This window comes from Paenibacillus taihuensis, assembly GCF_003386535.1.
GTDB classification, from domain to species: domain Bacteria; phylum Bacillota; class Bacilli; order Paenibacillales; family Paenibacillaceae; genus Paenibacillus_Z; species Paenibacillus_Z taihuensis.
In genome coordinates this window covers 1-24,534 of sequence record NZ_QTTN01000037.1, presented here as the reverse complement: position 1 = coordinate 24,534, position 24,534 = coordinate 1, and the positions used below count along the sequence as shown (strand labels likewise).

Annotated in this window: 29 protein-coding genes; 9 read left to right on the top strand and 20 right to left on the bottom strand. The window is 54.4% G+C overall.

Going from position 1 to position 24,534, the window contains the following annotated elements:
• On the top strand, positions 1-182 hold a 182-nt coding region (locus tag A8990_RS31700), incomplete at its 5' end, for a hypothetical protein (protein ID WP_181909752.1).
• Positions 183-362: 180 nt separating this feature from the next.
• Here the strand turns inward: A8990_RS31700 and A8990_RS24080 are convergent.
• Both A8990_RS24080 and A8990_RS24075 read right to left on the bottom strand, forming a co-directional pair.
• Positions 363-1,571 carry a stalk domain-containing protein gene (locus tag A8990_RS24080; protein WP_116191591.1) on the bottom strand — a complete coding sequence of 403 codons (1,209 nt, stop codon included), beginning with the start codon at positions 1,569-1,571 and terminating at the stop codon, positions 363-365.
• 111 nt (positions 1,572-1,682) lie between these two features.
• Positions 1,683-2,300 (bottom strand): phosphatase PAP2 family protein, encoded by a 618-nt coding sequence (locus A8990_RS24075; RefSeq protein WP_116191590.1) that lies wholly within the window; start codon positions 2,298-2,300, stop codon positions 1,683-1,685.
• A 114-nt stretch (positions 2,301-2,414) separates the two neighbouring features.
• Between A8990_RS24075 and A8990_RS24070 the strand changes: the two genes are divergently transcribed.
• A complete protein-coding gene (locus A8990_RS24070; protein WP_245996181.1) occupies positions 2,415-3,308 on the top strand; it encodes an SDR family oxidoreductase in 894 nt (297 codons plus the stop codon).
• 28 nt (positions 3,309-3,336) lie between these two features.
• On the opposite strand, the gene A8990_RS24065 is transcribed toward A8990_RS24070, so the two are convergent.
• The 6 genes from A8990_RS24065 to A8990_RS24040 form a co-directional block, all read right to left on the bottom strand.
• Positions 3,337-4,191 carry a protein phosphatase 2C domain-containing protein gene (locus tag A8990_RS24065; RefSeq protein WP_116191589.1) on the bottom strand — a complete coding sequence of 285 codons (855 nt, stop codon included), beginning with the start codon at positions 4,189-4,191 and terminating at the stop codon, positions 3,337-3,339.
• A gap of 168 nt (positions 4,192-4,359) precedes the next feature.
• On the bottom strand, positions 4,360-5,310 hold the full coding sequence (locus A8990_RS24060) for a glycoside hydrolase family protein (RefSeq protein WP_116191588.1): 951 nt from the start codon (positions 5,308-5,310) through the stop codon (positions 4,360-4,362).
• 177 nt (positions 5,311-5,487) lie between these two features.
• Positions 5,488-5,781 (bottom strand): DUF6171 family protein, encoded by a 294-nt coding sequence (locus A8990_RS24055; RefSeq protein ID WP_116191587.1) that lies wholly within the window; start codon positions 5,779-5,781, stop codon positions 5,488-5,490.
• 2 nt (positions 5,782-5,783) lie between these two features.
• A complete protein-coding gene (locus A8990_RS24050) occupies positions 5,784-7,286 on the bottom strand; it encodes an alpha-N-arabinofuranosidase (protein ID WP_116191586.1) in 1,503 nt (500 codons plus the stop codon).
• A gap of 224 nt (positions 7,287-7,510) precedes the next feature.
• A complete protein-coding gene (locus A8990_RS24045) occupies positions 7,511-8,143 on the bottom strand; it encodes a TetR/AcrR family transcriptional regulator (RefSeq protein WP_116191585.1) in 633 nt (210 codons plus the stop codon).
• Between the two features lie 5 nt (positions 8,144-8,148).
• Positions 8,149-8,598, bottom strand: a complete 450-nt coding sequence (locus A8990_RS24040) for a hypothetical protein (RefSeq protein ID WP_116191584.1) — start codon at positions 8,596-8,598, stop codon at positions 8,149-8,151.
• Between the two features lie 137 nt (positions 8,599-8,735).
• Here A8990_RS24040 and A8990_RS24035 point away from each other — a divergent pair, with 137 nt between their 5' ends.
• Together A8990_RS24035 and A8990_RS24030 are read left to right on the top strand one after the other, a co-directional pair.
• On the top strand, positions 8,736-9,536 hold the full coding sequence (locus A8990_RS24035; RefSeq protein WP_116191583.1) for an MOSC domain-containing protein: 801 nt from the start codon (positions 8,736-8,738) through the stop codon (positions 9,534-9,536).
• A gap of 92 nt (positions 9,537-9,628) precedes the next feature.
• The gene (locus A8990_RS24030) at positions 9,629-10,438 is read left to right on the top strand and encodes a MerR family transcriptional regulator (protein WP_116191582.1); all 810 of its coding nucleotides are present in this window, start codon (positions 9,629-9,631) and stop codon (positions 10,436-10,438) included.
• Positions 10,439-10,886: 448 nt separating this feature from the next.
• On the opposite strand, the gene A8990_RS24025 is transcribed toward A8990_RS24030, so the two are convergent.
• The 11 genes from A8990_RS24025 to A8990_RS23975 form a co-directional block, all read right to left on the bottom strand.
• Positions 10,887-11,669: an ABC transporter permease gene (locus A8990_RS24025; RefSeq protein ID WP_116191581.1), complete on the bottom strand. Its 783-nt coding sequence runs from the start codon at positions 11,667-11,669 to the stop codon at positions 10,887-10,889.
• A gap of 7 nt (positions 11,670-11,676) precedes the next feature.
• The gene (locus A8990_RS24020) at positions 11,677-12,483 is read right to left on the bottom strand and encodes an ABC transporter permease (protein ID WP_342772938.1); all 807 of its coding nucleotides are present in this window, start codon (positions 12,481-12,483) and stop codon (positions 11,677-11,679) included.
• A complete protein-coding gene (locus A8990_RS24015) occupies positions 12,480-13,457 on the bottom strand; it encodes an ABC transporter ATP-binding protein (RefSeq protein WP_116191580.1) in 978 nt (325 codons plus the stop codon). The genes A8990_RS24020 and A8990_RS24015 overlap by 4 nt, the downstream gene beginning before the upstream one ends.
• A 138-nt stretch (positions 13,458-13,595) precedes the next feature.
• Positions 13,596-14,669: an ABC transporter substrate-binding protein gene (locus A8990_RS24010; RefSeq protein ID WP_116191579.1), complete on the bottom strand. Its 1,074-nt coding sequence runs from the start codon at positions 14,667-14,669 to the stop codon at positions 13,596-13,598.
• Entirely contained in the window at positions 14,666-15,496 is an 831-nt protein-coding gene (locus tag A8990_RS24005) for an ABC transporter permease (RefSeq protein ID WP_116191578.1), read from the bottom strand. Before A8990_RS24005 ends, A8990_RS24010 begins: the two co-directional genes overlap by 4 nt.
• A 9-nt stretch (positions 15,497-15,505) precedes the next feature.
• Complete coding sequence (locus A8990_RS24000) at positions 15,506-16,345, bottom strand: ABC transporter permease (protein ID WP_116191577.1); 840 nt, start codon at positions 16,343-16,345, stop codon at positions 15,506-15,508.
• Entirely contained in the window at positions 16,342-17,439 is a 1,098-nt protein-coding gene (locus tag A8990_RS23995; protein ID WP_116191576.1) for an ABC transporter ATP-binding protein, read from the bottom strand. The genes A8990_RS24000 and A8990_RS23995 overlap by 4 nt, the downstream gene beginning before the upstream one ends.
• 190 nt (positions 17,440-17,629) lie before the next feature.
• Positions 17,630-18,118, bottom strand: a complete 489-nt coding sequence (locus A8990_RS23990) for a DinB family protein (protein WP_116191575.1) — start codon at positions 18,116-18,118, stop codon at positions 17,630-17,632.
• Positions 18,119-18,727: 609 nt separating this feature from the next.
• On the bottom strand, positions 18,728-19,582 hold the full coding sequence (locus A8990_RS23985; RefSeq protein ID WP_116191574.1) for an aminoglycoside 6-adenylyltransferase: 855 nt from the start codon (positions 19,580-19,582) through the stop codon (positions 18,728-18,730).
• Between the two features lie 12 nt (positions 19,583-19,594).
• Entirely contained in the window at positions 19,595-20,518 is a 924-nt protein-coding gene (locus A8990_RS23980) for a 5'-nucleotidase (RefSeq protein ID WP_116191573.1), read from the bottom strand.
• 32 nt (positions 20,519-20,550) lie between these two features.
• Complete coding sequence (locus A8990_RS23975) at positions 20,551-21,102, bottom strand: hypothetical protein (RefSeq protein WP_116191572.1); 552 nt, start codon at positions 21,100-21,102, stop codon at positions 20,551-20,553.
• Positions 21,103-21,240: 138 nt separating this feature from the next.
• Here A8990_RS23975 and A8990_RS23970 point away from each other — a divergent pair, with 138 nt between their 5' ends.
• Positions 21,241-21,864, top strand: coding sequence for a glycoside hydrolase family 25 protein (locus A8990_RS23970; protein ID WP_116191571.1), 624 nt, complete (start codon positions 21,241-21,243; stop codon positions 21,862-21,864).
• 95 nt (positions 21,865-21,959) lie between these two features.
• Positions 21,960-22,889, top strand: a complete 930-nt coding sequence (locus A8990_RS23965) for a GH25 family lysozyme (RefSeq protein WP_116191570.1) — start codon at positions 21,960-21,962, stop codon at positions 22,887-22,889.
• Positions 22,890-23,202: 313 nt separating this feature from the next.
• On the opposite strand, the gene A8990_RS23960 is transcribed toward A8990_RS23965, so the two are convergent.
• Positions 23,203-23,415, bottom strand: coding sequence for a zinc-binding dehydrogenase (locus A8990_RS23960; RefSeq protein WP_147306857.1), 213 nt, complete (start codon positions 23,413-23,415; stop codon positions 23,203-23,205).
• Between the two features lie 155 nt (positions 23,416-23,570).
• Here A8990_RS23960 and A8990_RS23955 point away from each other — a divergent pair, with 155 nt between their 5' ends.
• From A8990_RS23955 to A8990_RS31300, 3 genes are all read left to right on the top strand, one after another.
• Positions 23,571-23,777: a DegT/DnrJ/EryC1/StrS family aminotransferase gene (locus A8990_RS23955; protein WP_116191568.1), complete on the top strand. Its 207-nt coding sequence runs from the start codon at positions 23,571-23,573 to the stop codon at positions 23,775-23,777.
• 107 nt (positions 23,778-23,884) lie between these two features.
• The gene (locus tag A8990_RS23950) at positions 23,885-24,112 is read left to right on the top strand and encodes a small acid-soluble spore protein H (protein ID WP_116191567.1); all 228 of its coding nucleotides are present in this window, start codon (positions 23,885-23,887) and stop codon (positions 24,110-24,112) included.
• A 108-nt stretch (positions 24,113-24,220) separates the two neighbouring features.
• The gene (locus A8990_RS31300) at positions 24,221-24,469 is read left to right on the top strand and encodes a hypothetical protein (protein WP_147306856.1); all 249 of its coding nucleotides are present in this window, start codon (positions 24,221-24,223) and stop codon (positions 24,467-24,469) included.
• The last annotated feature ends 65 nt before the right edge of the window (positions 24,470-24,534 follow it).

Below are 24,534 nucleotides of genomic sequence, written 5' to 3'. Positions count from 1 at the left end.
CGTGCGAAGAAGAGCCTCCAGGTATCTACATTGGCGGAAATGCGGCGAATCCGTGCGAAGAAGAGCCTCCAGGTATCTACATTAGCGGATATGCGGCGGAAATGGTGAAAGCAGCTGGGTTGGCGGACTACATTGGTGGGGATGCCGCGAAAATGGCTAAAGCAGCTGGTTGGGTAGACTGATCGATGGAAATCTGGCGGAGTTGGCGAAAGTAGCTGGTTTGGTGGACTTCTTCGGTGAAAATCAGGCGGAACCGAGCGAAGAAGACACTAGCCGTCAGAAAAAAAGTCCTGCCCTCTCCCAAAATGGGAAAGGGCAGGACCTCCACAGCTACCTCTTACAACCTACTACTTTACTTCCTCTTATTGCTCATCCAGATACTGCGTGTTCAGCTCTGCCGGACCTGGCATAAGCAGCCATTTGCCATCCTGCTGCTTCTGCGCATGGAAGATATACAGGGAGCGAACCGGCATCACTTCGCCATCCATCGTAATATCCATCTTGTACGACACGAGCAGCATCGCATCGGTATCGTGCATTTCTACGACCGCACTGCGCTCCAGCGTCATTTTTACCGATGTATCCGGGTCGTCGAACATTTCTTTTGCCGAATCTACATCGTCCTGGAAGCCTTCCGCGCCTGGCACAAGCGTAGCGCTGTACGCGTCGATATCCTTCGCGTTCGAAGCTGCTGTCTGCGCATCAAGCACACTCTTAATTCCCGTTTTAACCGCATCATCCACTGGAATCTCTTGCTTCCAAAGCCCATCGATATCTTGGATATCGGAGGACAGCTGCTCGATATCGTAGATCGCCCATTTCCCGTTGTCTTTGCGCATCGTATAGACGATTTCGTTCTCTGTATCTGCGTAGAAGCCGTCGCCGCTTACTTTGTACGTGTGCTCTACCGTCGACACAACCGCTTCTGCCGCCGAGTACGATTCAACCGTCATCTGGTCGTAATCCGTCTTCGTGTGCATACGTGCGAACTGATCGCGAATGACATCGTTGATGTCGCTTCGATACGGGGAAGCCGAGTGAATAAGTGCCATGAATGCATCTGCATCCTGCTTGTCCTCTGCTGCAGACAATTGGTTCAGAACTGCGAATACTTCAGCCTTCTGCGCAGCAGTCGGCCCTTTATCTACAATCGTTACGAGCTTCTTCGTGCCGTCCCAGCTTACCGTCTTGTCCGACAAGGTCGCGATGAAACGAACACCGACCATCGTGCGGCCGCCGATCAGCTGCATCTCGCCGTTCACCGGCACCTTCTGGCCGTTAACAAGCGCGGTTGTACCCGTAGGCTGCATTTGAATGCTGCGTACATCCGACTTTGCAATGATCGTCTTCGTCGCTGCTTTGTAGTCAACTGTATAACCGAGCTTCGTGAACAACGTACGGAACTCTACGTATGTTTTACTGTTTAATATGACCGGCGGCGTTGGGAAAATAACCCACTCTCCGTTCAACTTCACTTTGATGTCTGTTTTCTGAGCTGCTGCAGAAGCAGTGCCGGCTGCCATCGTGAACACGACGAGCAGAGCGAGAACAATCCCCATAATGCGTTTCATATAAAACCTCTCCTTCTGTTATAACGGATGTATAACAGACTCATTCTACTGACAGATACAGCATTTTACAATGCTCCAAATGTTGCAATTGCGGGGCTTGCGCTGCCGCGTTTATTTGCGTGTTTTGGCGAATCCTCTGAACAGCCGGATGCACAGAGCAACCCAGCATGCGCTGACCCAATACCCTGCGAGCACATCCGACGGATAATGAACGCCGAGGTAGATGCGGGCAAGGCCAATCGCGATGATCATGAAAGCACTGAACAGCAGCAGCGCAATGCGCCATCTTCTCAGATGGATATGCCTCCACAACAGATAGGTAATGAGAAAATAAAACGTAAACGCCGCCATCGAATGCCCGCTCGGGAAGCTGTATCCAACCTCTTCCGCAATCCGGTGAATGTCCGGACGCGCTCGCTTGTAGATGTCTTTCAGCAGATGATTGAGCAGTGAAGAGCCGAGCATGCCGCCCAGTAGAAGGACAAGCTCCTTGCGGTGTTTTAGAAAAATAAACAGAATGATCGCGAGCACGATAAGAGCCGGAATGAGTATTTTGGACGAACCAATCAACGTCAGAAACTTCGCGATCGATGTCAGCCTATCGTTCTCCCAGCCTTGAACCGTGGAGATGACGGCACTATCAAACCGCTTCAATTGATCATGCTGGACGAGCATCGCTAGTCCTTGGAATCCCGCTATGGCGAGAATGAGGTAGACGAACCACAACAATTTGAATGCCCCCTTTTGTTACATTATAAAAGCTTTACGTTGACCGTTTCTGTCAGTGGACATCGGTTACACTGATGAAGATGAGATTTAGCTAAGACAGGAGCAGTGAAATCGATGACAATTGATATGAATACGAAACCGTTAGAAGGCAAAATAGCCGTCGTTGCCGGAGCTACCCGCGGCGCCGGACGAGGCATCTCCATCGCGCTCGGCAAAGCAGGCGCAACGGTATATGTAACTGGCCGCAGCACACGTGGTCATCTATCCGACATGGGCCGCACCGAAACGATCGAGGAAACGGCGGAGCTCGTCACCGCGGCCGGCGGCAAAGGCATTGCCGTGCGTACCGACTTCTCCGTAGAAGAAGAAGTCCGCCTGCTGTATGAGCGCGTTGCGGCTGAGCAGGATGGCCGGCTTGATATCCAAGTCAATGATATATGGGGCGGCGATCCGCTCACCGCTTGGGGCGAGCCGTTCTGGCAGCATTCGCTGGATAACGGGCTGCTCATTCAGAAGCGCGGCGTCCATACGCATATGACGGCGAGCTATTACGCGGCTCCTCTTATGATCGCCCGCGGCTCCGGTCTTATTATTGAAATCACCGACGGCTTCGATTACCGATACCGCGGCAATCTGTACTACAGCCTCGCCAAAGTATCCGTAATCCATCTGGCGGAGGCGATGGCGTCGGATCTGAGGCCGCACAATGTAACCGCCGTGGCGCTGTCGCCGGGCTTCCTCCGTTCGGAAGCCATGCTCGATCACTTCGGCGTACAGGAATCGAATTGGCGTGATGCGACGCAGAAGGAAGAGCACTTTATCGAGTCGGAGACGCCTGCATACGTCGGCCAAGCCGTCGCATTCCTCGCTGCCGATCCGGAAGTGTCCAAGAAGAGCGGCAAAATACTCACTTCATGGGATCTATCCGACGAGTACGGCTACTCCGATGTCGACGGCAGACGTCCTCATTGGGGCCGCTATGCCGCGAAGCATGGCTTCTATGAATAGTTCGATATAGTGGGTCGACTTCGTTGTTCTAAGACAGGTCAATCCAAAGCGCCGTCTTGTCATCGGACTTCTTCATCCGCGGGAACTGCGTGCAATCCGGGTCCGACTCTTCGAGCGCTGTCAGCCACTCGATGTAGCGCGGCAGTCCCATCTCGCGGACGAGTGAAGCGATCTCGCCGGCGCTGTCTTTGTCTGGTTCGCCGGGCGGCTTCGGAATATACAGCCCGTCGGAGAAGAGCAGCAGCGCTTGCAGGTTCGTGCGGCTGATACGGCCATATTCGGCGTAGTCGGCGAACGCTGGGTCGCCGTTGATGACGCTGTATCCGCCGTCCTTATTCGCAAGCGCCCTTCCTGCTTCGATCTGCGATTTCGTATGCTCCCACAGCTCAGCCCGTGTTGTCAGGCCAGCGGCGATGCCTGCTGTCCAAACCGCCTTCGACCGGTCGTCGACATGGGCGAGCTGATCGTTCGTCACGATTCGGATCGTGCCATCCGTATAGTAAGCCGCCAGCATGCAATCGCCTGCTTGGGCAAACTCGATCCATTTCGGAGCAACTCGCACGAGCACCGCCGACGCGCTCCATACCGCTTCTCTTCGCTCGGTCTGGATACCGGCTTCGGCCATCGCTAGGCGCAGCGCATCATTCGAATGCTCGAGTAATGCCAGCAGGCCTTTCTTCAAGTCCTCTTCAGGTGCCTCGCTGCAAATGCGCGAGATGATCTGCGAGGCTAAATAGCCTCCGCTCTCGCCGCCTGGCCCGCTGTATGGAACTAGCGAGGTGGCACCGTCAATGACACCGTAGATATCAAGTGGCTCGTTGGTTATGAGCGCGTCCTCGTTCCAAGCGCTTACTCCTCGCTGAGTAATGGATTTAATCTGCATTTGGATGCACCTCCTCTGGTTTTGTTCGTCTTTTCCTACTGTCCTTGTCCTGTATAAGCTTATGACAGACTCGGATGGAAGGCAAATCGGGCATGTATATAAAAGAAGACCCTAATCCGCGCGCAGCAGCTTGATCGCAGCGCAGGTTCGGGTCTTTTTTATCGCGTACTATTTCGGAATCGAGGACAGGCAAATCTGCGAGGAGAGATCCCACGTATACTTGCCACGGCTGCCTTCATATATCATGACGAAGTGATCCTCTGTCTCCGCAATGGCAGGGAACCAGATCGCGCCGCCGTCCTCCGAGCCTTTGGGGCCGCAGCCGAAGATCGGGTTGCCTGGGTGCGCCTCCCAGTGCAGCAAATCGCGGGAACGCGCCAGACCGAAGAAATCCGGCTCATCGGCCAAGTAAGCGCTGGCCCCGTAAATCATGTAGTAATGCTCCTCATCCTGCATTAATCTGACCGTTACAATGGACAGGCTGTCCCAGCCGCCCGTGCGATCTTGGAAGATCGGCTCGTCCGACAACGGCGTGAAATGAATGCCGTCCTCCGAGCTTGCCAGATGAAGCTGATAGCCGTTTTCGCTGAACATTTGATAAATCATATGGACCTTGCCGTCCTTCACGATCACCTCAGGCGCTCGTCCATCCATAATTTTGCCGTACTTCGTAAAATGCTCGCCGTCGCTGCTGATCGCAAGTCCAACCGAATCCGGACCATCGCCGACCGCGGAGTAATACAGAAACACTTGGTCCTGCCACTCGACGGATGCCGGGTCCAGCACATCCTGGCTGTCGAATTCTCCGGGAGCGCCAGCATCCACGATAGGCTCGCCATCGTTCAAATCCTGAATTTCAATATGGTCTGCCGTCAATTGTATGACTTCGGCAACGGCGAGCCGGTCATGCCGCTTGCCATCCGTCCCGGGCTGAATCCCGTTTCCGCGGTAATAGAGCAGCTGCTTGCCCTGAAATTCCAGAAAATCCGGATTCGCGACCCAGATGCTTTTCCATGTCTCCCCGCTTGCCGGAATGACCGGATTGTTCGCCGAATGGCTCCAACGAAGGCAGTTTTGACGGTAGTCGTTGGTGAAGAGATCCCACAGTTTTGTGCTCATGTACATGCTCCTTATCATTGAAGAGTTATGGATGAGGTACCGATCATATCTAGTTTATATGCTATCGCGCCGAAAGCGCTACCACGATCTTGAAGCCGCGGTGCGAAAGAGCTGCCCGCAGGCAAAGACCCGAATCCGCGCATAGCTCCTGCCGCGCGCAGATTCGGGTCTTAAATTTCATGCGAGCAGCCACTTCGAGCCGCTTGGATGCGGGCAATCCTTCGCCGTCAGCTTCGCCCTGACTTGGACAAAGCAGCCGCAATGCGCGCAAGTCGTGCCGTATTGAAGCGACGGACAAGTCTCGCAGCTGCCGAGACGCGCTTCGTACTGCGCATCATTCACGCAGCTGTCCGGATGCAGCGCCAGCTTGCGCAGAACGCGGTCAAGCTGTTCATCCGTCACGTGAACGGATGCGCTGCAGCCTTTGCAGCCATCTCTTGGATCAGCGCCAGCGTTTCTTGCTGCGTTCATCATTATCCTGCTTGCAGGACAGCAACCGACGCAGGCGGAAGCGTCACTTGAATGCGGCCATCCGCGCTGCGCGAGATACTCGTCAGCTCGGTTGGCTGCACCTGCTGCGGCTGCTCCACTGTGTTATGCGCATGGATGGCAGCGCCTTGCAGCAGTCGGCCGCTGAGCGGAAGCTGCGCCGCGCCATCTGCACCGTCAGCGAGACCGCGCAGCTCAATCGTCACGACTGCTTCTTCGTCGTGGCTCAGATTGCACAGGCTGACATGGATGCGTCCCGCTTCGTCGCGCGTAGCCGAGACACTCGTCTGCGGGATGGACTCGCCGTCGAGCGTGTACGTTGCCGAGCGGTGATCGACATCAAGCGCCTCCGCATCTTGATGCACCTTGAACATTTCGAAGACGTGATATGTCGGCGTCACCGTCATGCTGGCACCTTCCGTCAGGACGACGGCTTGCAGCACGTTGACCGTCTGGGCAATGTTCGCCATCCGTACACGGTCATGATGCTTCTGGAAAATATGCAGCGTCGCGGCTGCGACCAGCGCGTCACGCATCGTATTTTGCTGATAGAGGAAGCCCGGGTTCGTGCCCGGTTCGACATCGTACCACGTTCCCCATTCGTCGACGATCAGGCTGATTCGTTTCTGCGGATCGTACTTATCCATAATCGTCTTGTGCTTCGCTACTAAATCGTCCATCATAAGAGCCTTGCGGAGCGTCAAGAACCAATCGCTCGTCTCAAAGTCTGTCGCAGACCCTTTCTCTGCCCATGTGTGTGGAACCGTGTAATAATGCAGCGTGAGGCCGTCCATGTAGCGGCCCGCTTCACGCATGAGCACCTCGGTCCAATCATAGTTGAAGTCATTTGCGCCGCATGCAATACGGAATATCTTGTTGTCGCCATAGTTGCGCACATACGTCTGGAACTGACGGTACAGGTCCGCATAATATTCCGGACGCATGTTGCCGCCGCATCCCCAGTTCTCATTGCCAACGCCGAAGTAGCTCACCTTCCACGGCTCCTCGCGGCCGTTAGCTGCACGCTCTGACGCCATCGGCGACTCGCCGTCGAACGTCATATATTCAACCCACTCCTGCATCTCCTGCACCGTGCCGCTGCCGACGTTGCCGTTAATGTACGGCTCGCAGCCGAGCAGCTCGCACAGCATCAGAAACTCATGCGTGCCGAAATGGTTATTCTCCACCACGCCGCCCCAATGCGTGTTAATCATCCGCTTGCGCGTCGCCCGCGGGCCGATGCCGTCCTTCCAGTGGTACTCATCAGCGAAGCAGCCGCCTGGCCAGCGGAGCACTGGAATTTGAAGTCCGCGCAGCGCTTCAAGCACATCGTTGCGAATGCCTTGCGTATTCGGAATGTCGGAGTCTTCCCCGACCCAAATGCCTTCGTAGATACAACGGCCCAAGTGCTCGGCGAAATGGCCGTAAATATTGCGATTGATGCTGCCAGTTGAACGATCGGTGTGGATGACGACGCGGTTAGTCATGTAGGAATGGCATCTCCTTTTCGATGGGGAATTGAATTTGTTTTAATTAATAAAAATATTAATTAGTAAATAAAATAGCTACCCATAAAACCATTAAACTACATGCGAGCCTACTTTTCAATGCTTTTGTTGGCAAGACTGAAATGTAGAAATTAACAACCGCTCACATAAACAAAGAAAGGTACGGCCCCTCACCATGTGAGGCAGCTGTACCTTTTTCCTACTTATATGTTAATCCCTACCGCACGGCTTACGATGCTCACGAGTTCGGCAGCGTACGTTTCCAAGTCGACCCGCTTCGTGATGCCCGTATACGACATATACTCGCCGATCGCGCCTTGGATGACGCTCGCCATGACATCGATATGGAAAGCACCGAACTCGCCGCTCTGCTGGCCTTCGCTCAGGATTCGCTTCAGCTCTATGAGGACAAGCTCCTCGTCATCGTCGCCTAATTTGTAATACGGGATATTTTCCGGCGTACGCCCATTAAAAATAATTTCCAACAGCGCTGCGTTCCGCGCCGGATGCGTACCTTGATAAGCAAGGCTCGCTTCAATAAACAGCCTCAGCTTCTCCCGCGCCGTATCTGCCCTGCTGACCCGCTCCAAGATATAGGACGACGACTGTTCCAGCAGCCTCGTAATCAAATCATTCATCAGATCGTACTTGTCGGCAAAATGGTACGAAATCAGCGCTGTGCTAATCCCCGCCCGTTTCGCAATTTGCGACAGGCTGGCGCTTACGTAACCGATCTCGTCCAGCGTCTTGATCGCAGCCTCGACGATTTGTTCCCGCCGCGCTTCCGCGATGAACGACTGCTTGCTCTCTTTGGGCTCTTTGTTCGCTTCCTTCATGAAGGTTACCTCTTCTTAAAGTAATGAAGTGCGGATCTTACGATGAAAATACAGCCGACGACGAGCAGCGCTTTGTTGAATGGCGTTGCGAACAGATGCGTGAACATGTTGCTGGCGTCGCCTTGGAACAAGCTGACAACGACCCGAACGATCAGGACAAGCAGGTTGACGAATAGGACGAGCGGTATGGCCGAAATGCTTCCTACAAAAAGAGACCAGCCGGCGGCAGCTTTCCCAGCAATGAAGAGCAGTGTCGATAACAGGCAGAGCATGCCTATAAGCGTAATGAGTGCGGGTCTAATCCAGCCGTACCACTCGAAGTCAGGCGGGTCGACGATCTCGTGATATTTGATCCATGTATACCATAGTGCGCCTGCTCCAAGAAGTGTACTAAGGAAAGGTGCGAGCGTGAGCAGCCATTTCGGTGTTTGTTCGTTCAGCTTGGTGTTGTTCATCCGGACTCCTTCATGATCGTTTGATCGATTGAATAAAATTTTGATTAATTGATCAAATAATAACACGGGGAATTTTGGCAGTCAAGGCGGATAAAGGCGTATAATAAGTTTACAACAGAGATGAAAAGAGGCTAAGCATGTCTAATCCTGCAATCGGCACCATCACAACCATTCGACGTTATCCGGTAAAATCCATGGCGGGAGAAGTACTGCAGAGCAGCCGCATCGAGAGCTACGGCTTGTACGGCGATCGCTCACATGCGTTCATAGATGAGACGAAGGAAGGCTGGAATCGGTATTTCACGGCACGAAACGCTTCTGAGCTGTTAGGTTATCGTGCTTCGTTTGGCGAGGCGGAGGCGAAGGCAAAGTCGGAAGCGAGGGCGGAGGCGAGGGCAACTGCGGAGGCGGAAGGAAAAGCGAATGCGGAGGCGGACAAGTTCCCGCCGATGACGGTTACGGCTCCAGATGGGCGGCAGCTGAAGTGGAATGAGGAGCTGCTGCAGGAGATCCAACAGTTCGCTCGGCCGAAGCTGACCATGGTCGAACATACACCCTCTTCCCCGGAACTGCTCGCTGTCGATGCTTCGAGCATTCTAATCGTGACGGACAAGTCGGTACGAAAGCTGGAAGAAATGTGGGGCAAGCCGCTTGACCCGCTGCGTTTCCGGGCAAATCTACTCGTCGCACTGAGCGATGAAGACGGCGACGAGAGCGGCTGGATCGGCAAACGGCTGACCGTCGGCACTGCCGAGCTGCAGGTCGACGAATATTGCGAGCGCTGCTCGATGATCACGCTTGATCCCGAGACGCTTGAGCGCGACCCGTCGCTGCTTCGGAAAGTAACGGAAGAGCTTAGCCAAAACTTTGGGGTATACGCGTCGGTTGTGAAGCCGGGGCATGTGAAGGTTGGCGACGGCGTTTATTGGGCGGTGTAGGTTGGCTGAAGGGAAAATGCAAAAGCAAAACTCTCTCTTGCTTACGACGTAACGTCATAGGCTAAGCTTGTCCTTGTGAAGGAGGTGCGGCGATGAGCGGCGAGCAATTGTACCGTACAAGTGAGTTCGCGAAGAAAGCTGGCGTGTCTGTCCGGACGCTGCAGTTCTACGACAAGTCGGGCGTACTCTCGCCCTCAACGCGCACGGCTTCGGGACACCGGCTGTATGGTGAAGAGGACTTGAGCAAGCTGCAGCATATCCTGGCGCTCAAGTTTCTCGGCTTCTCGCTGGCTGAACTGAAGTCACTCCGCCAGATGGAGCCGGAAGCGTTCGGCACTGCTTTGCAGGCACAGAAGCAGATGCTGCAGGAACGGCGCGCACATCTGGACGCGGTTCTGCATGCGATTGAACGAGCAGAACAGCTGGTTCCGTCCGGTAACGGGCCAGCTATGGAAAACGCGATCACGAATCTCATTGAGGTGATGCAGATGGAACTGAAACCAAGCTGGGTAGCCGCCTATTTGACCCCGGACGAGCAGCAGACGATGAGGACGCTTGCGGCAGAGTCATACACGCCGGAAGCGTTGAAGACGCTTGCGAAGCAGCCTTTCGCAGACGAGACGGGACGCATGTACCGCGAGTTTCGTGCGGAGCTTGCGCGCCTGTGCGCAGCTGGCGCCGACCCTGGCAGCCCCGAAGCGCAGCGTCTCGCGCAGCAGCTGAAGGAGCTGAACGCCCGGCGTGCGCAGGGCGATCCCGAGATTGTCGCGGGCATGAAGAAGGCATGGGCCGCGCTCAATGCTTTGCCCGCGGAGCAGCAGCCCGCGCTGTACGCGATGAGCGCGGAGGAGCAAGCGTTCATCCGCGAGGCGAGCGTGATTTTGTATCGGGGCCGCGGCTAGCGCGCGGGCTTTGGGCACCTGAGAGTCGGATATTTCGACTCTCAGGTGCTCTTTTTTTGCTTTTTGGCTGCCGAGAGTCGGGGATTCCGACTCTCGGCGCAGCCGATTGGCTCTTTTGCTCGGCTGTGCTTGCTGAGAGTGGCATTTTCCGTCTCTCAGCTGCTCATTCTCGCTTTTTGCCACCGAGAGTCGGATTTTCCGACTCTCGACGCAGCAGCCTACCGGATTCATGCCTAAGTGGCACTCGAGAGCGGCTTTTCCCCCTCTCACCAACTAACTTCCGCGCTTTTCCACGCCGAGAGAGGGTTTTCCCGCTCTCAATCCAGCTACTTGGCGGAATTCTGCCACACTCGCACCTCGAGAGCAGCTTTCCCTCTCTCACCTGCTTTTCCACGCCGAGAGCCGCTTTCCCGCTCTCAACTCCACTCTAAGCCCTCCCGCCCCAACGCTACGACCCCGTCGAGCGATAATGCCGCACGCCGATGCGCCAGACGAGCAGGCATGGTGCGATAAACACAATGCCGATCAGCGGCAGCAGGGCGTACAGCGGGTGATCCGCGCCATCGCGGCCGAGAATGTACAACAGCGGCAAGTAGTTGACGCAGGCGAACGGGATGATGAAGGTGAAGAACCGCTTCACCCATTTGTGGTAAATGTTCAGCGGATACTGGATCATCTCCCGGCCGCCGTCGGTGAAGATGTTCGCGACTTCGAGGCCTTGCACGGTCCAGAAGCTGATCGCCGCAGCCAATATGAAAATCCCCGTGAAGATGACGACCCCGCTCACCACCATGAGCACGAGTGCCACCACCTTCAGCGGCGTCCAGCTCGCCTCAATTTGGCTCGCCGCCCATACCAACACACCGGCGCTCAGCAGCAGCCGCCCAATACGGGCGAACTCGAAGCGAGAGCCGAGCACTTGGACAACCGTGCTGCGCGGACGAACGAGCAGCCGGTCGAAGTTGCCGCTCACGACGAGGCTCGAGAACACGTCGAACCCGCGTGCAAAACATTCCGTGAACGAGAACGCCACCTGCGTCACGGCAAAACATAGCGCCACTTCATAGAAGCTCCAGCCCTTCAGCTCCCCGAACCGTTCGAACATAAAATACACGCCCGCGAACGTCACGAACGGCGTTAAGCACTGACAGAATGTCATCAGCAGAAACGAGCCGCGGTACTGCATCTCCGAGCGCAGCAGCATCAGCATATATTTGAAATACAACTTCATCCTCGCATCACCCTCCCTGCACGACGACACGCCGGAGCGCTTTGTTCATTAATATTTTGCCTAGAGCGACCAACCCGATCAGCCATGCTGCTTGTGCGGCAAGCCCCACCAAAGCTTCACTCTTCGACAGATCACCCGTGAACACGCGGAACGGAAAGTCCGCCGTCCAGTGAAACGGCAGCGCATTGACGATATGCTGCATCCAGCCCGGCATAAGCGGCACAGGAATGATGAGCCCCGAGAGAAATTCCCCGAAGATGGCGAACAGCATAATCGAGCCGCTAGGCGACATCGTAACGAACACTGAGATGTAGATGAGCATGGAGATCGCAACGATCATGAGCAGCCCAACAAGGAGCACTGCGATGAATAGCACAAAGGTAAGCAAGTCAGCAGGCAATTCAAGCCGATAAGGTCTCGGCAAAATTAACGTGATAAGGAGTATGGGGAAGCAGCGAAGTAATGCGCTCGACAATCGCGTCGCGAGGAGCTTGGCGTACCAAAGGCCATAAATATCGCTCGGTCTGCACATTTCGTAGGCGATGTTGCCGCTTGTGATGAGTCCGAACAATTCGTTATCCCTGAACCAAAGCATGATAAACGCGAGAAAAGCTTGCTTCAGCCAGGTGTAGGTGATCACTGCAGCCAGCGTCATTGGAGGAGTGGAAACGGAATGCGCGTAGAACGCCTGAAAAATCATCACAAACATAAATCCGAAGAAGAACTGTGTCGCTATGCCGGCCAGCGCCGCCGCGCGATATTGCAGCCCCATGTTGATGCGCAGCCTGAATACGGACAGATACGCCTTCATCATATCTCGTACTCCTTGTACATCTGCACGATGATGTCCTCGATTGGCTGTGTATCGATGGTCACGTCCAACAGCTCGACCTGCGAAGAGAGACTCGTTATTGCCTCGGAAATCATCACCTGCTCGGTATCGACGCTGATGATTGCCCGCTCCGGCGTCCAGGACAGCAGCGATGCGCCAGGAATTTCAAGCGGCTTCGTGTTCTCGTGATAATCCGCGGTAATCGTCCTTCTTGTGCCGAACCGGCTTCGCAGCCCGCTAACACTGCCGTCGTAGAGCAAGGTTCCTTTGCCAATCAGCAGTATCCGATCAGCCAGCGCCTCGATGTCATTCATATCGTGCGTCGTCAGAATGACCGTAACGCCCTTCTCTTTGTTAATCTCCTTAATAAAATGGCGCACCGCGATCTTCGATACGGCATCAAGCCCGATCGTCGGCTCATCGAGAAACAGGATGCTCGGACTGTGCAAGAGCGAGGCGGCGATCTCGCAGCGCATTCGCTGGCCGAGACTGAGCTGCCGGACCGGCGTGTTCATGATGCTGCCGAGGTCCAACGTCTCGACAAGCAGCGTCAGCGTCTTCTTGTACTCGGCTTGCGGTACGTTGTAGATGTCGCGCAGCAGCTCGAACGAGTCAATCACGGGAACGTCCCACCACAGCTGCGAGCGCTGCCCGAACACGACGCCGATATGCTTCACATAGTTGACGCGATCAAGCCACGGGGTGAAGCCCTTGATCGTACAGCTGCCGCGATCCGGCACGAGGATGCCGCTCATGACCTTAATTGTCGTGGATTTTCCAGCGCCGTTCGGGCCGATGTAGCCGACGATTTCGCCCGGCGCAATCAAGAACGAGATGTCCTGAAGCGCTTCCACAGCGGTGTACTCGCGGTGAAACAGCGATTTGACCGCATGCTTAAGACCTGGCTCGCGCTTCGCGACCAGGAAGGTTTTGCTGATACCTTCAACGGTTATCAATTTCCTGTACCTCCATATTTACATAATTTTAGAAAATGACAGGGAAAAGAGAATACCATTCTCTCCTTGAAACTGTCAACAACAAAAAATAAGCCCGCTCGCAACTCAGGCCAAGTTACGAACGGACTTACGGACAATTTACTTCCGGTGCATTTTGAACTCCAGGAACAAGTCATTATAGTGCGCCAGCATCTTCTTGCCCAAGTTGCGGTATACCTCGAGCTTCGCCGTCACTTCCTTACGCGGGTAGAACCGCTCGTCTCCCGATATATCTTCCGGCAGCAGCTCAAGCGCCTTCTTGTTCGGCGTTGCATAGCCGACATACTCAACGTTCTGAGCGGCATGCTCTGGATCAAGCATGAAATTGATGAACTTATGCGCGCCTTCCACATTCTTGGCCGTCTTCGGAATGACCATATTATCGAACCACAGGTTCGAGCCTTCCTCCGGCACGACGTAGGTCAGCTTATCGTTCTCGTCGATAATCTCCGCTGCATCGCCCGACCAGACGACGCCAACCGCCGCTTCCTCATTCGCAAGCAGCAGCTTGATCTCGTCGCCGACGATCGCTTTGACGTTCGGCGTCAGCTCTTTGAGCTTGTTCTTCGCCTGCTGCAGATGCTCTTCATTCGTATCGTTGAGCGAATAGCCGAGGCAGTTCAGCCCGAAGCCGATAACTTCGCGAGCCCCATCCACCAGCAGAATTTGATTGCGCAGACTCGGATCCCATAGATCGTTCCAGCTCTTGAAGTCGATCCCCTTCACGAGCTCCGGATTGTAAACGATACCGACCGTGCCCCAGAAATAAGGGATCGAGTACTCGTTATTCGGATCGAAGGACAGGTTCATGTAGCTCGGATCGATGTACTTGAGGTTCGGCAGCTTCGACTTATCGATCGGCAGCAGCAGATTTTCTTCTTTCATTTTGCTGATCGCATATTCGGAAGGGACGCTGATATCGAACGTCGTGCCCCCCTGCTCGATCTTCGTCATCATCGCTTCGTTGGAATCGAAGGTGGAGTAGATGACCTTCAGACCGCTCTCCTTCTCGAACTCGGCAATCAGATCAGGGTCGATATAATCGCCCCAGTTATAGATCGTCAGCGTGTTGGCGCCGGAGTAGCCTTGCGACGAATTCAGGGCAGAAGCGCCGTACATCAGGGCAAAAGCAAGCAGAACAACGATCACCATCATCCGTACGAGCTGGTTCATTTGTTCACAAGCCCCCATTCCTTGCCGCTGCCCTGCTGTCCGGAAACTTGCCCGCGACTGCGACGGGTAATGAAGTAGTAACCGACTACGAGCAGCATCGTGAAGAGGAAGATCAGGGTAGACAGCGCATTAATAGACAATGAGACGCCCTGTCTTGCTCTCGAGTAGATCTCGACCGATAATGTCGTAAATCCGTTGCCGGTAACGAAGAACGTAACCGCGAAATCATCCAGCGAATACGTCAGCGCCATAAAGAACCCTGCGAAGATTCCCGATTTGATAAAAGGAAGCATAACCTTCGTCAGGACGTTCCACTCCGTCGCCCCAAGGTCACGCGCCGCATCCAGCAAAGTCGGGCTCATCTCCTGCAGCTTCGGCAGCACCATAATGACGACGATCGGTACGCTGAACGCAATATGCGAAATTAGCACCGAAGCGAAGCCGAGCTTAATGCCAATCATAGTGAACAGAATAAGGAAGGATGCCCCGATAATAACGTCCGGGCTGACGATCAGCACGTTGTTCAAGGACAGAAGCGTGTTCTGATTCGTCCGCTTGCGAATGTTATGTATAGCGATCGCGCCGATAACGCCGAGAATCGTCGAGATGACCGACGCGAACAGCGCGATGACGAGCGTATTCATCAGGATAATAAGCAGCCGCGTATCCGCGAACACTTCCTTGTACCAATCCAGCGTAAACCCTTCAAAGCCATGCATGCTGCCGCCGCTGTTGAACGAGTAATACGACAAGTAGATGATTGGCGCATATAGAACAATAAAGACAAGCCATAGATAAATATTGGACCATCTGAGTGAGCTTCTCATAAGCCGCCGTTACCTCCTTCCTCTTGCGCGATTGCCGGTCAGAATCATGATGATCGCCATCGCAATGATGAGGAATACGGCGATTGTAGCACCCATGCCCCAGTCCTGCGTCACGAGAAAATGCTGCTCGATCGCTGTGCCGAGCGTAATAACACGGTTGCCCGCAATGAGCCGCGTAATCATAAACAGCGACAGCGCCGGGATAAACACCGCTTGGCAGCCGGATTTCACGCCGTTAATCGTGAGCGGGAAGATAACGCGGCGGAACGTCGTCCAAGGCGATGCGCCCAGGTCGCGCGCCGCATCGATGAGCGATGGGTTCAGCTCTTCAAGGGCGTTAAAGATCGGCAGAATCATGAACGGGATGAAGATATAGACCGATACGAAAATAAAACTGAAATCCGTAAACAAAATTTGCTGCCGGCCGATACCGATCGTCTCGAGAATGGCATTCGCCGCGCCGTACGTACCGAATAGGCCGATGAACGCGTACGTTTTCAGCAGCAGGTTGATCCAGCTTGGCAGGATGATAAGCAGCAGCCAGAGCTGTTTGTGCTTCGTCCGCGTAAGCAAATACGCCGCCGGATAACTGACCAATAGCGAGAACGCCGTAATTAAGAAGGCGTACCAGAACGAGCTGAACGTCATCTTCATATAGACCGGCGTGAAGAAATGCCCGTAGTTGGCGAACGTGAAGTTCCCGTCCACGTCGAACAACGAGTCATAGACAATAAGGATGATTGGCGCCGCAACGAATAGCAGCATCCAGAGCAAATAAGGGACTAAGTAGAAATTGCGTGTGCGCGGGGCGACATTTTGGGATGGAAAAGTTGCTTCGGCCGCCCTCATGAGTACGATTCCAGCCTTTTATCGAATTCTTCCTCGGTTTCGCCCAGACGCATAACATGAATGGCCTCCGGGTCGAAAGTAAGCCCGATCGCCTCGCCGACCTCCGCCTTGCGCGTCGAATGGACAAGCCATCTGTTGCCCGCTTCGTCCGTGCACTGAATTTCGAAGTGAACGCCGCGGAACAGCTGCGTCTCCACGCGCACTTGCAGCTTGCCGTCCTCCGGCCGCGTAATCTCCAAATCCTCCGGGCGAATGACGATATCGATCGGCTCGTTTGGCTGCAAGCCTTTGTCCACGCATTCGAACGTCTTCCCGGTGAACTCCACTTGATAGTCCTTGACCATCCGTCCGTCCACGATATTCGATTCCCCGATAAAATCAGCCACGAAGCGGTTGATCGGCTCATCATAGATGTCCATCGGCGTACCGCTCTGCTGGATGCGCCCTTCGCTCAGGACGAAGATTTCGTCCGACATCGCTAGCGCCTCTTCCTGATCATGCGTGACGAATATAAACGTAATGCCAAGGCGCCGCTGCAGCTCGCGCAGCTCCACCTGCATTTCGGTACGCAGCTTCAGATCAAGCGCGGAGAGAGGCTCATCGAGCAAAATAATTTCCGGCCGGTTCACGATCGCCCGTGCTATCGCCACGCGCTGCCGCTGGCCGCCAGACATTTCGTTAATCTCGCGGTTCTCATAGCCGCTCAGGTTGACGAAACGAAGCGCCTCCTGCACCTTCTCCTTGATCTCCGACTGCTTCATTTTCTTAATGCGCAGACCGAATGCAATGTTCTCGAACACGTTGAGGTGCGGGAACAGCGCATAGTCCTGAAACACCGTATTCACTTGGCGTTTGTTCGCCGGAATGTGATTAATGAGCTGTCCGTTAAAATAAATGCTGCCTTGCGTCGGCGCCGTAAACCCGGCGATAAGACGCAGAATCGTCGTCTTGCCGCAGCCGGACGGGCCGAGCAGCGTATAAAACCTGCCACGCTCAATTTCGAAGCTGACGTTCTTGAGTACGGCGGAATCGCCTTCGTACTGCTTGGTTACGCCATCAAAGCGGATGATCGCTTCGGTCTTGTTTGCGTTCATGCGTTGAAGCACACCCCTTTCGGATACAGATGAAAAATGTCGATTTTTATACGTATATTCCTTTGGATAGTATAACCAAACATCGCGGGCACATGAAGTGTTTTTTATGAGGGCATAGAGCGGTTTACACAACAAAAAAATGGCCCAGGATCGGGGGGGTCCCGGACCATTGTCGTTGCGGCAGGTGCTGCTAGCTGCGCGACAGGAATGTTTTGTACAGTTTGATGACGCTGAGGTGCATGCCTTCATGGAATAAATTAATGCTGCAAAATTGCTCCGGCGACTCGATTGTGAGCCCTGTTGACGTCGTATACGGCTGCGGCAGTGTTTCGTGAAGACGGTTCGCAATCGCCGCTTCGACCCGCTCCAGCTGGCCGGACAGCAGCTGCTCCAGCTCCGCAAGTGTCGGGATTGCTGCCCCTGGCTGCCAATCGAGCGGTGAGGTGCGGAACTCGAACAGCTCCTTGAATCCGGCAGGCAGCTGTTGCGGCAGGTTCAAGTATTGGAAAATGTAGCGTTCGAGCACGACGTACACATGCCCCAGATTCCAGCGAATCGTATTGCGGAAGCCCTCCGGCACGCGGTCCGCCATCTCTTCCGTCACACCGTCAAGCTGCTTCAACGTCTGGCTCCGCACAAACTTCAGTTGCTTGAACAAGTAGTGTTCCATCTGTTCCATCTTCGTGTTCACTCCTTCGTTTTTTTGGGGGCGGCGGGGTTAGCGGCGAGAGCAGCTTTTGCCGCTCTCAGGGCGGGAAACTGCCGATGAGGGGCATCGAGAGAGGGTTTTCCCTCTCTCGGTGCACATGGTTACTTTTATGTAGTCCACCAAACCAGCCTCTTCCCCACATTTCGCCGGATTTCCGTCAATGTAGTCCAGCAAACCAGCTACTTTCCCTCTTTCCGCCAACTTTTCGCCAATGTAGTCCACTAGACCAACTACTTTCCCTCATTAGGCCAACTTCCCGCCAATGTAGTCCACTAGACTAGCTAATTCCTGCCCTGTCCTAGTTTTGCTGCTGAGAGAGCCTATTGGGCTTTCTCAGCTCCGCGCGCGGGCTCTTTCTACGCTGAGAGTGCCAATTTGAATCTCTCAACCCCAGGCGGAACCGTTTTTCCCACAGTTTTGCTGCTGAGAGAGCCTATTGAGCTCTCTCAACTCCGCGCGCGGGCTCTTTCTACGCTGAGAGTGCCAATTTGGATCTCTCAGCCCTCGGCAGCACCGCTTTTCCTGTGGTTTTGCTGCTGAGAGAGCCTATTAGGATCTCTCAATCCCTCCTCCGCCCCGTCAGCGCTCCAGCCGCTGGATGCGCTCCATGTACGCGGTCACGCGGCGGTCGAGCGCGTGCGGGTACTCGTAGCCGAGCTTCGCCGCCAGCTCAGCGGCGAGGCGCCTGAACAAGGTGCTCATCGCGAACAATGCCCGCCAGTTATCCGCAAGGCTCGCCCCCGCATAGGTCTGCTCGAGCTCTGCCCAAGTCGCCTCGTCCAGGTAGCGCTTGAACCAGCGGCCATTTTTGCCTGGGTTGACGGACCAGTCGTGGCGCTCCCCGATATGCCATTCAACCACGGGCATGAACATCTGGTAGCGAATCACACTCTCGAACATATACTTGGCAAAATGCAGCTCATCCCGCCACAGGCTCTTCGCCACATAGGTGATGTCCCACCAGAACTCCTTGACTACCCTGTTGTATTCTTCGCGGGATGGCTTCTCGGTCAAGAACCCGGTATGCCGCGGCGGCTTCAGCCCCTTCGTCAAACCGTCCTTATCCATCAGCACGCGGTAGCCGATGTCCAGTTCCTCCGGCAGCAGCGGAAGCTCTATCAGTTCCTCCAACTGCTTCACCACATATACCTGAAAATCAATCCGCACCCCGTCCTCGAACAGGACGAGCCGCGTAATCGACCGCTCATGATTCTCGCGGTATTCCGTCATCACAGCGCCGAACTGCGTAATCCACGCATCGCTCTCGCGGAACGGCGTCGTGTCCGTCACGACAAGCTCGATATCGTAATCCGACAGCTGATCGACCGGCGCGTTCGGATTCACGCGGGAGCTGGTCATGATAACCGCTCGAATTAAGCTGTGCCGCTCTGTCCAAGCAAGCAGCTGGCGCAGCAATTCTTCTTCACCTCGCACGCTCTACACCTCTCATTCACTAACGTTCGTAATGCCGAACGGCACATGCACCGAAGGGAAGCTCCGTGCAATGCCCTCGATATGCCCTACCTGATCATCGAAGAAGATATGCGGCTTAAAAATATTCAGCACTCTGCTCTTATCGATGCCGCCGAGAAAAAAAGCCTCATCGACGCGGATATCGAGCTGCCGCAGCGTCGTAATGACCCGCTCGTGAGCAGGCGCATTGCGCGCGGTTGCAATCGCAACCCGAATGCTCGGCCGGCTTGCCGAGTCGCTCTCTTCGCCGAGCCGCTTCTGCAGCTTGGCGATTTCGGTGAAGAACCGGATGAGCGGCCCGCCCGGCAGCGGCTCTCCCGCTTTGCGGCGCTCGTGGTCATGGAAGGCGCGAAGCGCGCCATCCAGCTGATACACCGACTCCGCAGAATCGTCCGCAATAATGCCGTCGAAGTCGAACGCAATCCGCAACTCATCGTCCTCATCATCGTCGATATAATCGCTCGGATAAATGCAGCCAGCCGGATAGCCGTGCTGCACGGCCTCCTTCACATCCTTCGAGTTGCCGGACAGAAACAGCGAGGCATTGAATGCCTCCAAATATTGAAACGGATTGCTGCCCGCCACGAACACTGCGCGGCTGATCGGCAACCCGTAATACTCAATGGACTTGAACACGCGAAGCCCCGTATCCGGGTCGTTACGAGAGAGCAGCACGACTTCAACCGGCTGATCCTCCGAAGCCCCGTTGACGCGCAGCAGCCGTTTAATTAGCGGAAATGCTACGCCAGGCTTCAGAATATTGTTCTCGTTCGCTCGTTGGAAGTCCCGGTACTCGTCCTCCCCTTTTTCCTGAAACACTTGGTCAGACTCCATTAGATCGAACAGCGCACTGGATGCGACTGCAATTACGAATTTGTCCTCGATCGGGTATGGCATCTTCGTTCACTGCTCCTTCACACGTAATCTCGTTAACCTTCCCACTGAGCAAGCACTTGTCCGTCATCATTCACGCCGCGAAAAACGAACATTCCAGCTCTTGCGCTCGGCAGCAGCACGTAAGTCACGGCAAACCCATTCTCGACCTCAATCTCAATGTCCTCTGCCTGTCGATTGTCACTATGACCAATGATAACTTTATGAATGCTCGGATCCTCCACTTTTGCCGCTAGCAGCACTTCATACTCGTCTTGATTGACCGATGATGCAGACCATGTAATGACCACTGGCTCATTATCCTTACGCGGCGTGAAACCGGAACCTCCATCGATCCGATAGAGAAAGCCCCATTTCTTATGAATCAAATAGGCCATGAGTTGACTGTCTGCCCCGGCGATCAAGACCGTTTCGGAGCCAAACGTTTTCTTATACACCGGCGCTCCCGCCTGCGGAAACGCATGGTGCAGCGCTCCCTCCTTACTAAGCGAGTAGCCAGACAAGCCGAACACATAATAACCAACTAAGATCACAACCGCAGCAAGCAACACAGACGTCTTCAACCGCTTCGAACGGAACGCAGCCATTCCCCACCGCCTCGCTAGCAGATTTTGGGTAAGATACCTTTCTTCCCATCATAAAGCAAGGCAATTGCCGGACACAACTCTCGTAAAGCTCTCATAAACTATTAAAAATGGTTTCATAGAGAGGAGTCGTGTGCGTGAATGCAAGCAAAGAGCTCTGCCAACGTAAAGATCATCGACGTCTCCCATCATCAGAACGTTATTGATTGGGGCAAGGTGAGAGCGGACGGAGTGGAAGGTGCTTTTATAAAGGCGACAGACGGACGGCTCGGTGTCGATTCCAACTTCAGCAGCAACGCGACCGATGCACGTGCGGCCGGCCTCCCTGTCGGTTTCTACCATTTTGGGCATCCGGAGGTGAACAACGCGATTGCGGAAGCGAAGCATTTTGCAGAGACCGTGCGAGGGTTTGAATCTCAGTTTCCGCATGTGCTCGATGTGGAAGGCGATGCTGGCAAGCTCAAATCCGCAGAGTTGACCAAATGGTGCATCGCATGGTTGACAGAGGTGCAGCGGTTAACCGGACATCGGACGATGATCTATACGTCGGCAAGCTTCGCTCGGACAAGTCTCGGCAAGGACCTGGGTCGCTGGCCGCTGTGGATTGCCCATTTTGGCGTTAACACGCCGATGGACAACGGCACTTGGAACACATGGGCTGTCTTTCAATATACATCCAGCGGGCGGATAGACGGCATCAATAGCAGCGTGGACATGAATGCGATGGAGAAGTCTTTCTTTGATAACCACGTTCATGTCCCATAGTCACAGATAAAATTAGGCGAAATGAGGGGCAACGGACAAGCGTAGCTCATAAAGTAAATAGTACAAATCTGTCAAATAGGAATGGAGCTGATGTGATGCAAGCTTTGAGTCCGAGCAATGTGAAAGTAATCGACGTCTCGCATCATCAAGGCGTCATTGACTGGGCGAAGGTTAGAGCGGACGGCGTGTTGGGCGTTTTTATAAAAGCAAGTGAGGGAACTTCGTTCGTGGACGATCGATTCACGGCGAATGTAAGCGGAGCTGTAGCTGCTGGGATTAAGGTCGGGTTTTATCATTATACGCATCCCGAGTCGAATAGCGCGAAGGCAGAGGCGGCACATTTTGCGAGCGTTATAAGCGGTGTGAAGTCGGACTTCCCGCACGTGCTGGACGTAGAAGGCGACGCGGGACAGGTGCCGGTCGATCGGCTGACCCAGTGGTGCGTGGATTGGCTGCACGAAGTGGAGCGACTGACGAAGCATTCGACCATGCTTTACACAGGCGCATATTTTGCCAGAGATAACCTGACGCAGCCGCTTGGCCAGTGGCCGTTGTGGATCGCTCATTATGGGGCTACAGAGCCGCTTCATAACGACACATGGGACGAATGGGCCGTGTTCCAATATTCCGATCACGCGAAGGTCGACGGCATCGGCGGCGATGTGGATATGAATGCAATGGAGGAAGCGTTCTGGAACAAATACGCGAATGCGAACGTCCCAAAGCCACTTAGCCCGGAGGATACGGTCAAAGTCGTCGTCAATGACAAGCTCGCTGCATTCGCCCGGATCATTGGCACGAGCACCTTTGCACCGCTTCGCCAGCTTGGTGATTCGCTCGGCATACCTGTGGCGTGGGACTCCGCAACGTCGACGCCGTACTTCGACGGCAAGCCTGTCACGAACTATCAGATTCTCGACGGCCGGACCTATATTGGGGTACGCACAGCAGGCGAGATGCTGGGTGCCCATACGATCTCTTGGGATGGCGCGAATCAGAAGGTGTATATTTACTACGCAAGTTGATGAGTTAATGAGTGAATAAACTGATGAGCTGAAAAAAAATGCCGCTAACCCCCGCCATTTGGACGGGGGTTAGCTTTTTCCGACTAGCTCGCAATGTGCAGCACAATATGTCCGGGGCCGTGACATGTTTGGCTAAGATCGTGAGCCTTCGCTGCTTCGTGTTGTTCGAGAAGGTCGCCTTCACACCGAGCTCCTTCGCCCCCTCTTGGGAAGGCTGACCGACAAGCTAGATCATTCGTCCGCCCTGCTTCACGATGCGGAAAGAGCGATTCTGTGTCTCGCCGCCGACCGTATCAAGCACCAAATCAACGCCTTATCCCGCAGCGTCCTCGAAGCGCTCCTTCGTATAGTCCACCACGCAGTCCGCTCCGAGCGAAGAGACGAAGGAGACATTGTCGGGGCTGCATGTCCCGACTACTTCTGCTCCCCTTAGCTTCGCTAGCTGCACGGCATACATGCCTACACCTCCAGCCGCGCCATGGATAAGAACACGCTGCCCTGCTTGCAGTTCGCCGCTCTCGAACAAGGCCGACCACGCCGTAAGCGCGCCGCCCGAGATCGTAGCCGCTTCATCAAAGCTGAGCGCATCCGGCTTAATGGCAAGGTAATCCTCGGATTCCGAACGGAACGATCAACAATAACGGTTTTGCTGACCGGCATATTTACACGAACTGGACTTATGTGCTCGAGAAACGCGGTGTCACCGCGCATGACAACCCGTGGACCTGTGCCAGCTATAAAGGCAATGTCCAGTATTCACGGGAGATGTGTCCGGATACGCTGAACTGGCTCGGACGCGCCGTCGCGATCAGCCTGCATCAACGAATGACGGAAGAGGACGTATCCGACGTCGTTCGAGCCATCCGTAAAGCAGCAGGCGTTCAATAAGCTCGTGGTTAAGCTTACCTTCCTGCATATCGCTGCTCGTAATCGCAAACAATGTAACACGTATGCGAACTAGCAAAAATAGAGAATGCAGGAGGAGCTTACCTATCATGAATGCACAGCGCGCCCAAGAAATCGCCGAATCCGCCACAATGGTGAATGTCACCTATGACGGCAATCCGATCTATATCCAGCATGTCGACGCTGAGAACGAGACAGCTCGGATCTACCCGCTCGACCAGCCTAATCAGGAGATTACGGTCTCGCTGAACAGTCTGATCGAGCCGTCGCCGTTTCAGTCGGACGGCATCCATATGGTTTGCGATCGGCGCGACTAGCCTCTGGAAGCACAAAAAAAGAGACCCGCTGGCAACGGGCCGCGGGTCTTCAAAAGTATATATAATAGGGGGTTGAGTCCTATTATAGAGACCAAAGATTAAAACAAGATGAAAATGGCATTTCAGTTCCGTTACAATTGCGTGTCAGAACGAGTGGATTTTGCTGTTCTTCGCCTGCTTGCTCTGCTTCAGCCACCGGCTCATCGCTCTATATTGGATAAATCCATCATAGAAAAGCTTTTTCAGGCGAATTCCCGAGCTATATTGGAAAAATCCATTCATTTTGGAGCAAAACAACCGAATTCAACCCTTTTTCGTGAAAATGATTGGATAAAGAGTCAATTTCATAATGAATAACCCCTTGGAATTAAAGGCTTTTTAGCATGCAAAAAAGGAGTGCCTCCCCAATTTCTCGAAGTTAT

Coding starts and splice junctions, on each gene's coding strand:
- A8990_RS24005 (WP_116191578.1), bottom strand. CDS start 15,496: ATGAGAAGCTCACTCAGATGGTCCAATATTTATCTATGGCTTGTCTTT.
- A8990_RS23995 (WP_116191576.1), bottom strand. CDS start 17,439: ATGAACGCAAACAAGACCGAAGCGATCATCCGCTTTGATGGCGTAACC.
- A8990_RS24055 (WP_116191587.1), bottom strand. CDS start 5,781: ATGAACGCAGCAAGAAACGCTGGCGCTGATCCAAGAGATGGCTGCAAA.
- A8990_RS24045 (WP_116191585.1), bottom strand. CDS start 8,143: ATGAAGGAAGCGAACAAAGAGCCCAAAGAGAGCAAGCAGTCGTTCATC.
- A8990_RS23950 (WP_116191567.1), top strand. CDS start 23,885: ATGAATGCACAGCGCGCCCAAGAAATCGCCGAATCCGCCACAATGGTG.
- A8990_RS24050 (WP_116191586.1), bottom strand. CDS start 7,286: ATGACTAACCGCGTCGTCATCCACACCGATCGTTCAACTGGCAGCATC.
- A8990_RS23980 (WP_116191573.1), bottom strand. CDS start 20,518: ATGCCATACCCGATCGAGGACAAATTCGTAATTGCAGTCGCATCCAGT.
- A8990_RS23970 (WP_116191571.1), top strand. CDS start 21,241: ATGCAAGCAAAGAGCTCTGCCAACGTAAAGATCATCGACGTCTCCCAT.
- A8990_RS24000 (WP_116191577.1), bottom strand. CDS start 16,345: ATGAGGGCGGCCGAAGCAACTTTTCCATCCCAAAATGTCGCCCCGCGC.
- A8990_RS31300 (WP_147306856.1), top strand. CDS start 24,221: ATGAAAATGGCATTTCAGTTCCGTTACAATTGCGTGTCAGAACGAGTG.
- A8990_RS24020 (WP_342772938.1), bottom strand. CDS start 12,483: ATGATGAAGGCGTATCTGTCCGTATTCAGGCTGCGCATCAACATGGGG.
- A8990_RS24010 (WP_116191579.1), bottom strand. CDS start 14,669: ATGAACCAGCTCGTACGGATGATGGTGATCGTTGTTCTGCTTGCTTTT.
- A8990_RS24025 (WP_116191581.1), bottom strand. CDS start 11,669: ATGAAGTTGTATTTCAAATATATGCTGATGCTGCTGCGCTCGGAGATG.
- A8990_RS23975 (WP_116191572.1), bottom strand. CDS start 21,102: ATGGCTGCGTTCCGTTCGAAGCGGTTGAAGACGTCTGTGTTGCTTGCT.
- A8990_RS23965 (WP_116191570.1), top strand. CDS start 21,960: ATGCAAGCTTTGAGTCCGAGCAATGTGAAAGTAATCGACGTCTCGCAT.
- A8990_RS24040 (WP_116191584.1), bottom strand. CDS start 8,598: ATGAACAACACCAAGCTGAACGAACAAACACCGAAATGGCTGCTCACG.
- A8990_RS24060 (WP_116191588.1), bottom strand. CDS start 5,310: ATGAGCACAAAACTGTGGGATCTCTTCACCAACGACTACCGTCAAAAC.
- A8990_RS24035 (WP_116191583.1), top strand. CDS start 8,736: ATGTCTAATCCTGCAATCGGCACCATCACAACCATTCGACGTTATCCG.
- A8990_RS24080 (WP_116191591.1), bottom strand. CDS start 1,571: ATGAAACGCATTATGGGGATTGTTCTCGCTCTGCTCGTCGTGTTCACG.
- A8990_RS24065 (WP_116191589.1), bottom strand. CDS start 4,191: ATGCAGATTAAATCCATTACTCAGCGAGGAGTAAGCGCTTGGAACGAG.
- A8990_RS23990 (WP_116191575.1), bottom strand. CDS start 18,118: ATGGAACAGATGGAACACTACTTGTTCAAGCAACTGAAGTTTGTGCGG.
- A8990_RS24030 (WP_116191582.1), top strand. CDS start 9,629: ATGAGCGGCGAGCAATTGTACCGTACAAGTGAGTTCGCGAAGAAAGCT.
- A8990_RS24070 (WP_245996181.1), top strand. CDS start 2,415: ATGACAATTGATATGAATACGAAACCGTTAGAAGGCAAAATAGCCGTC.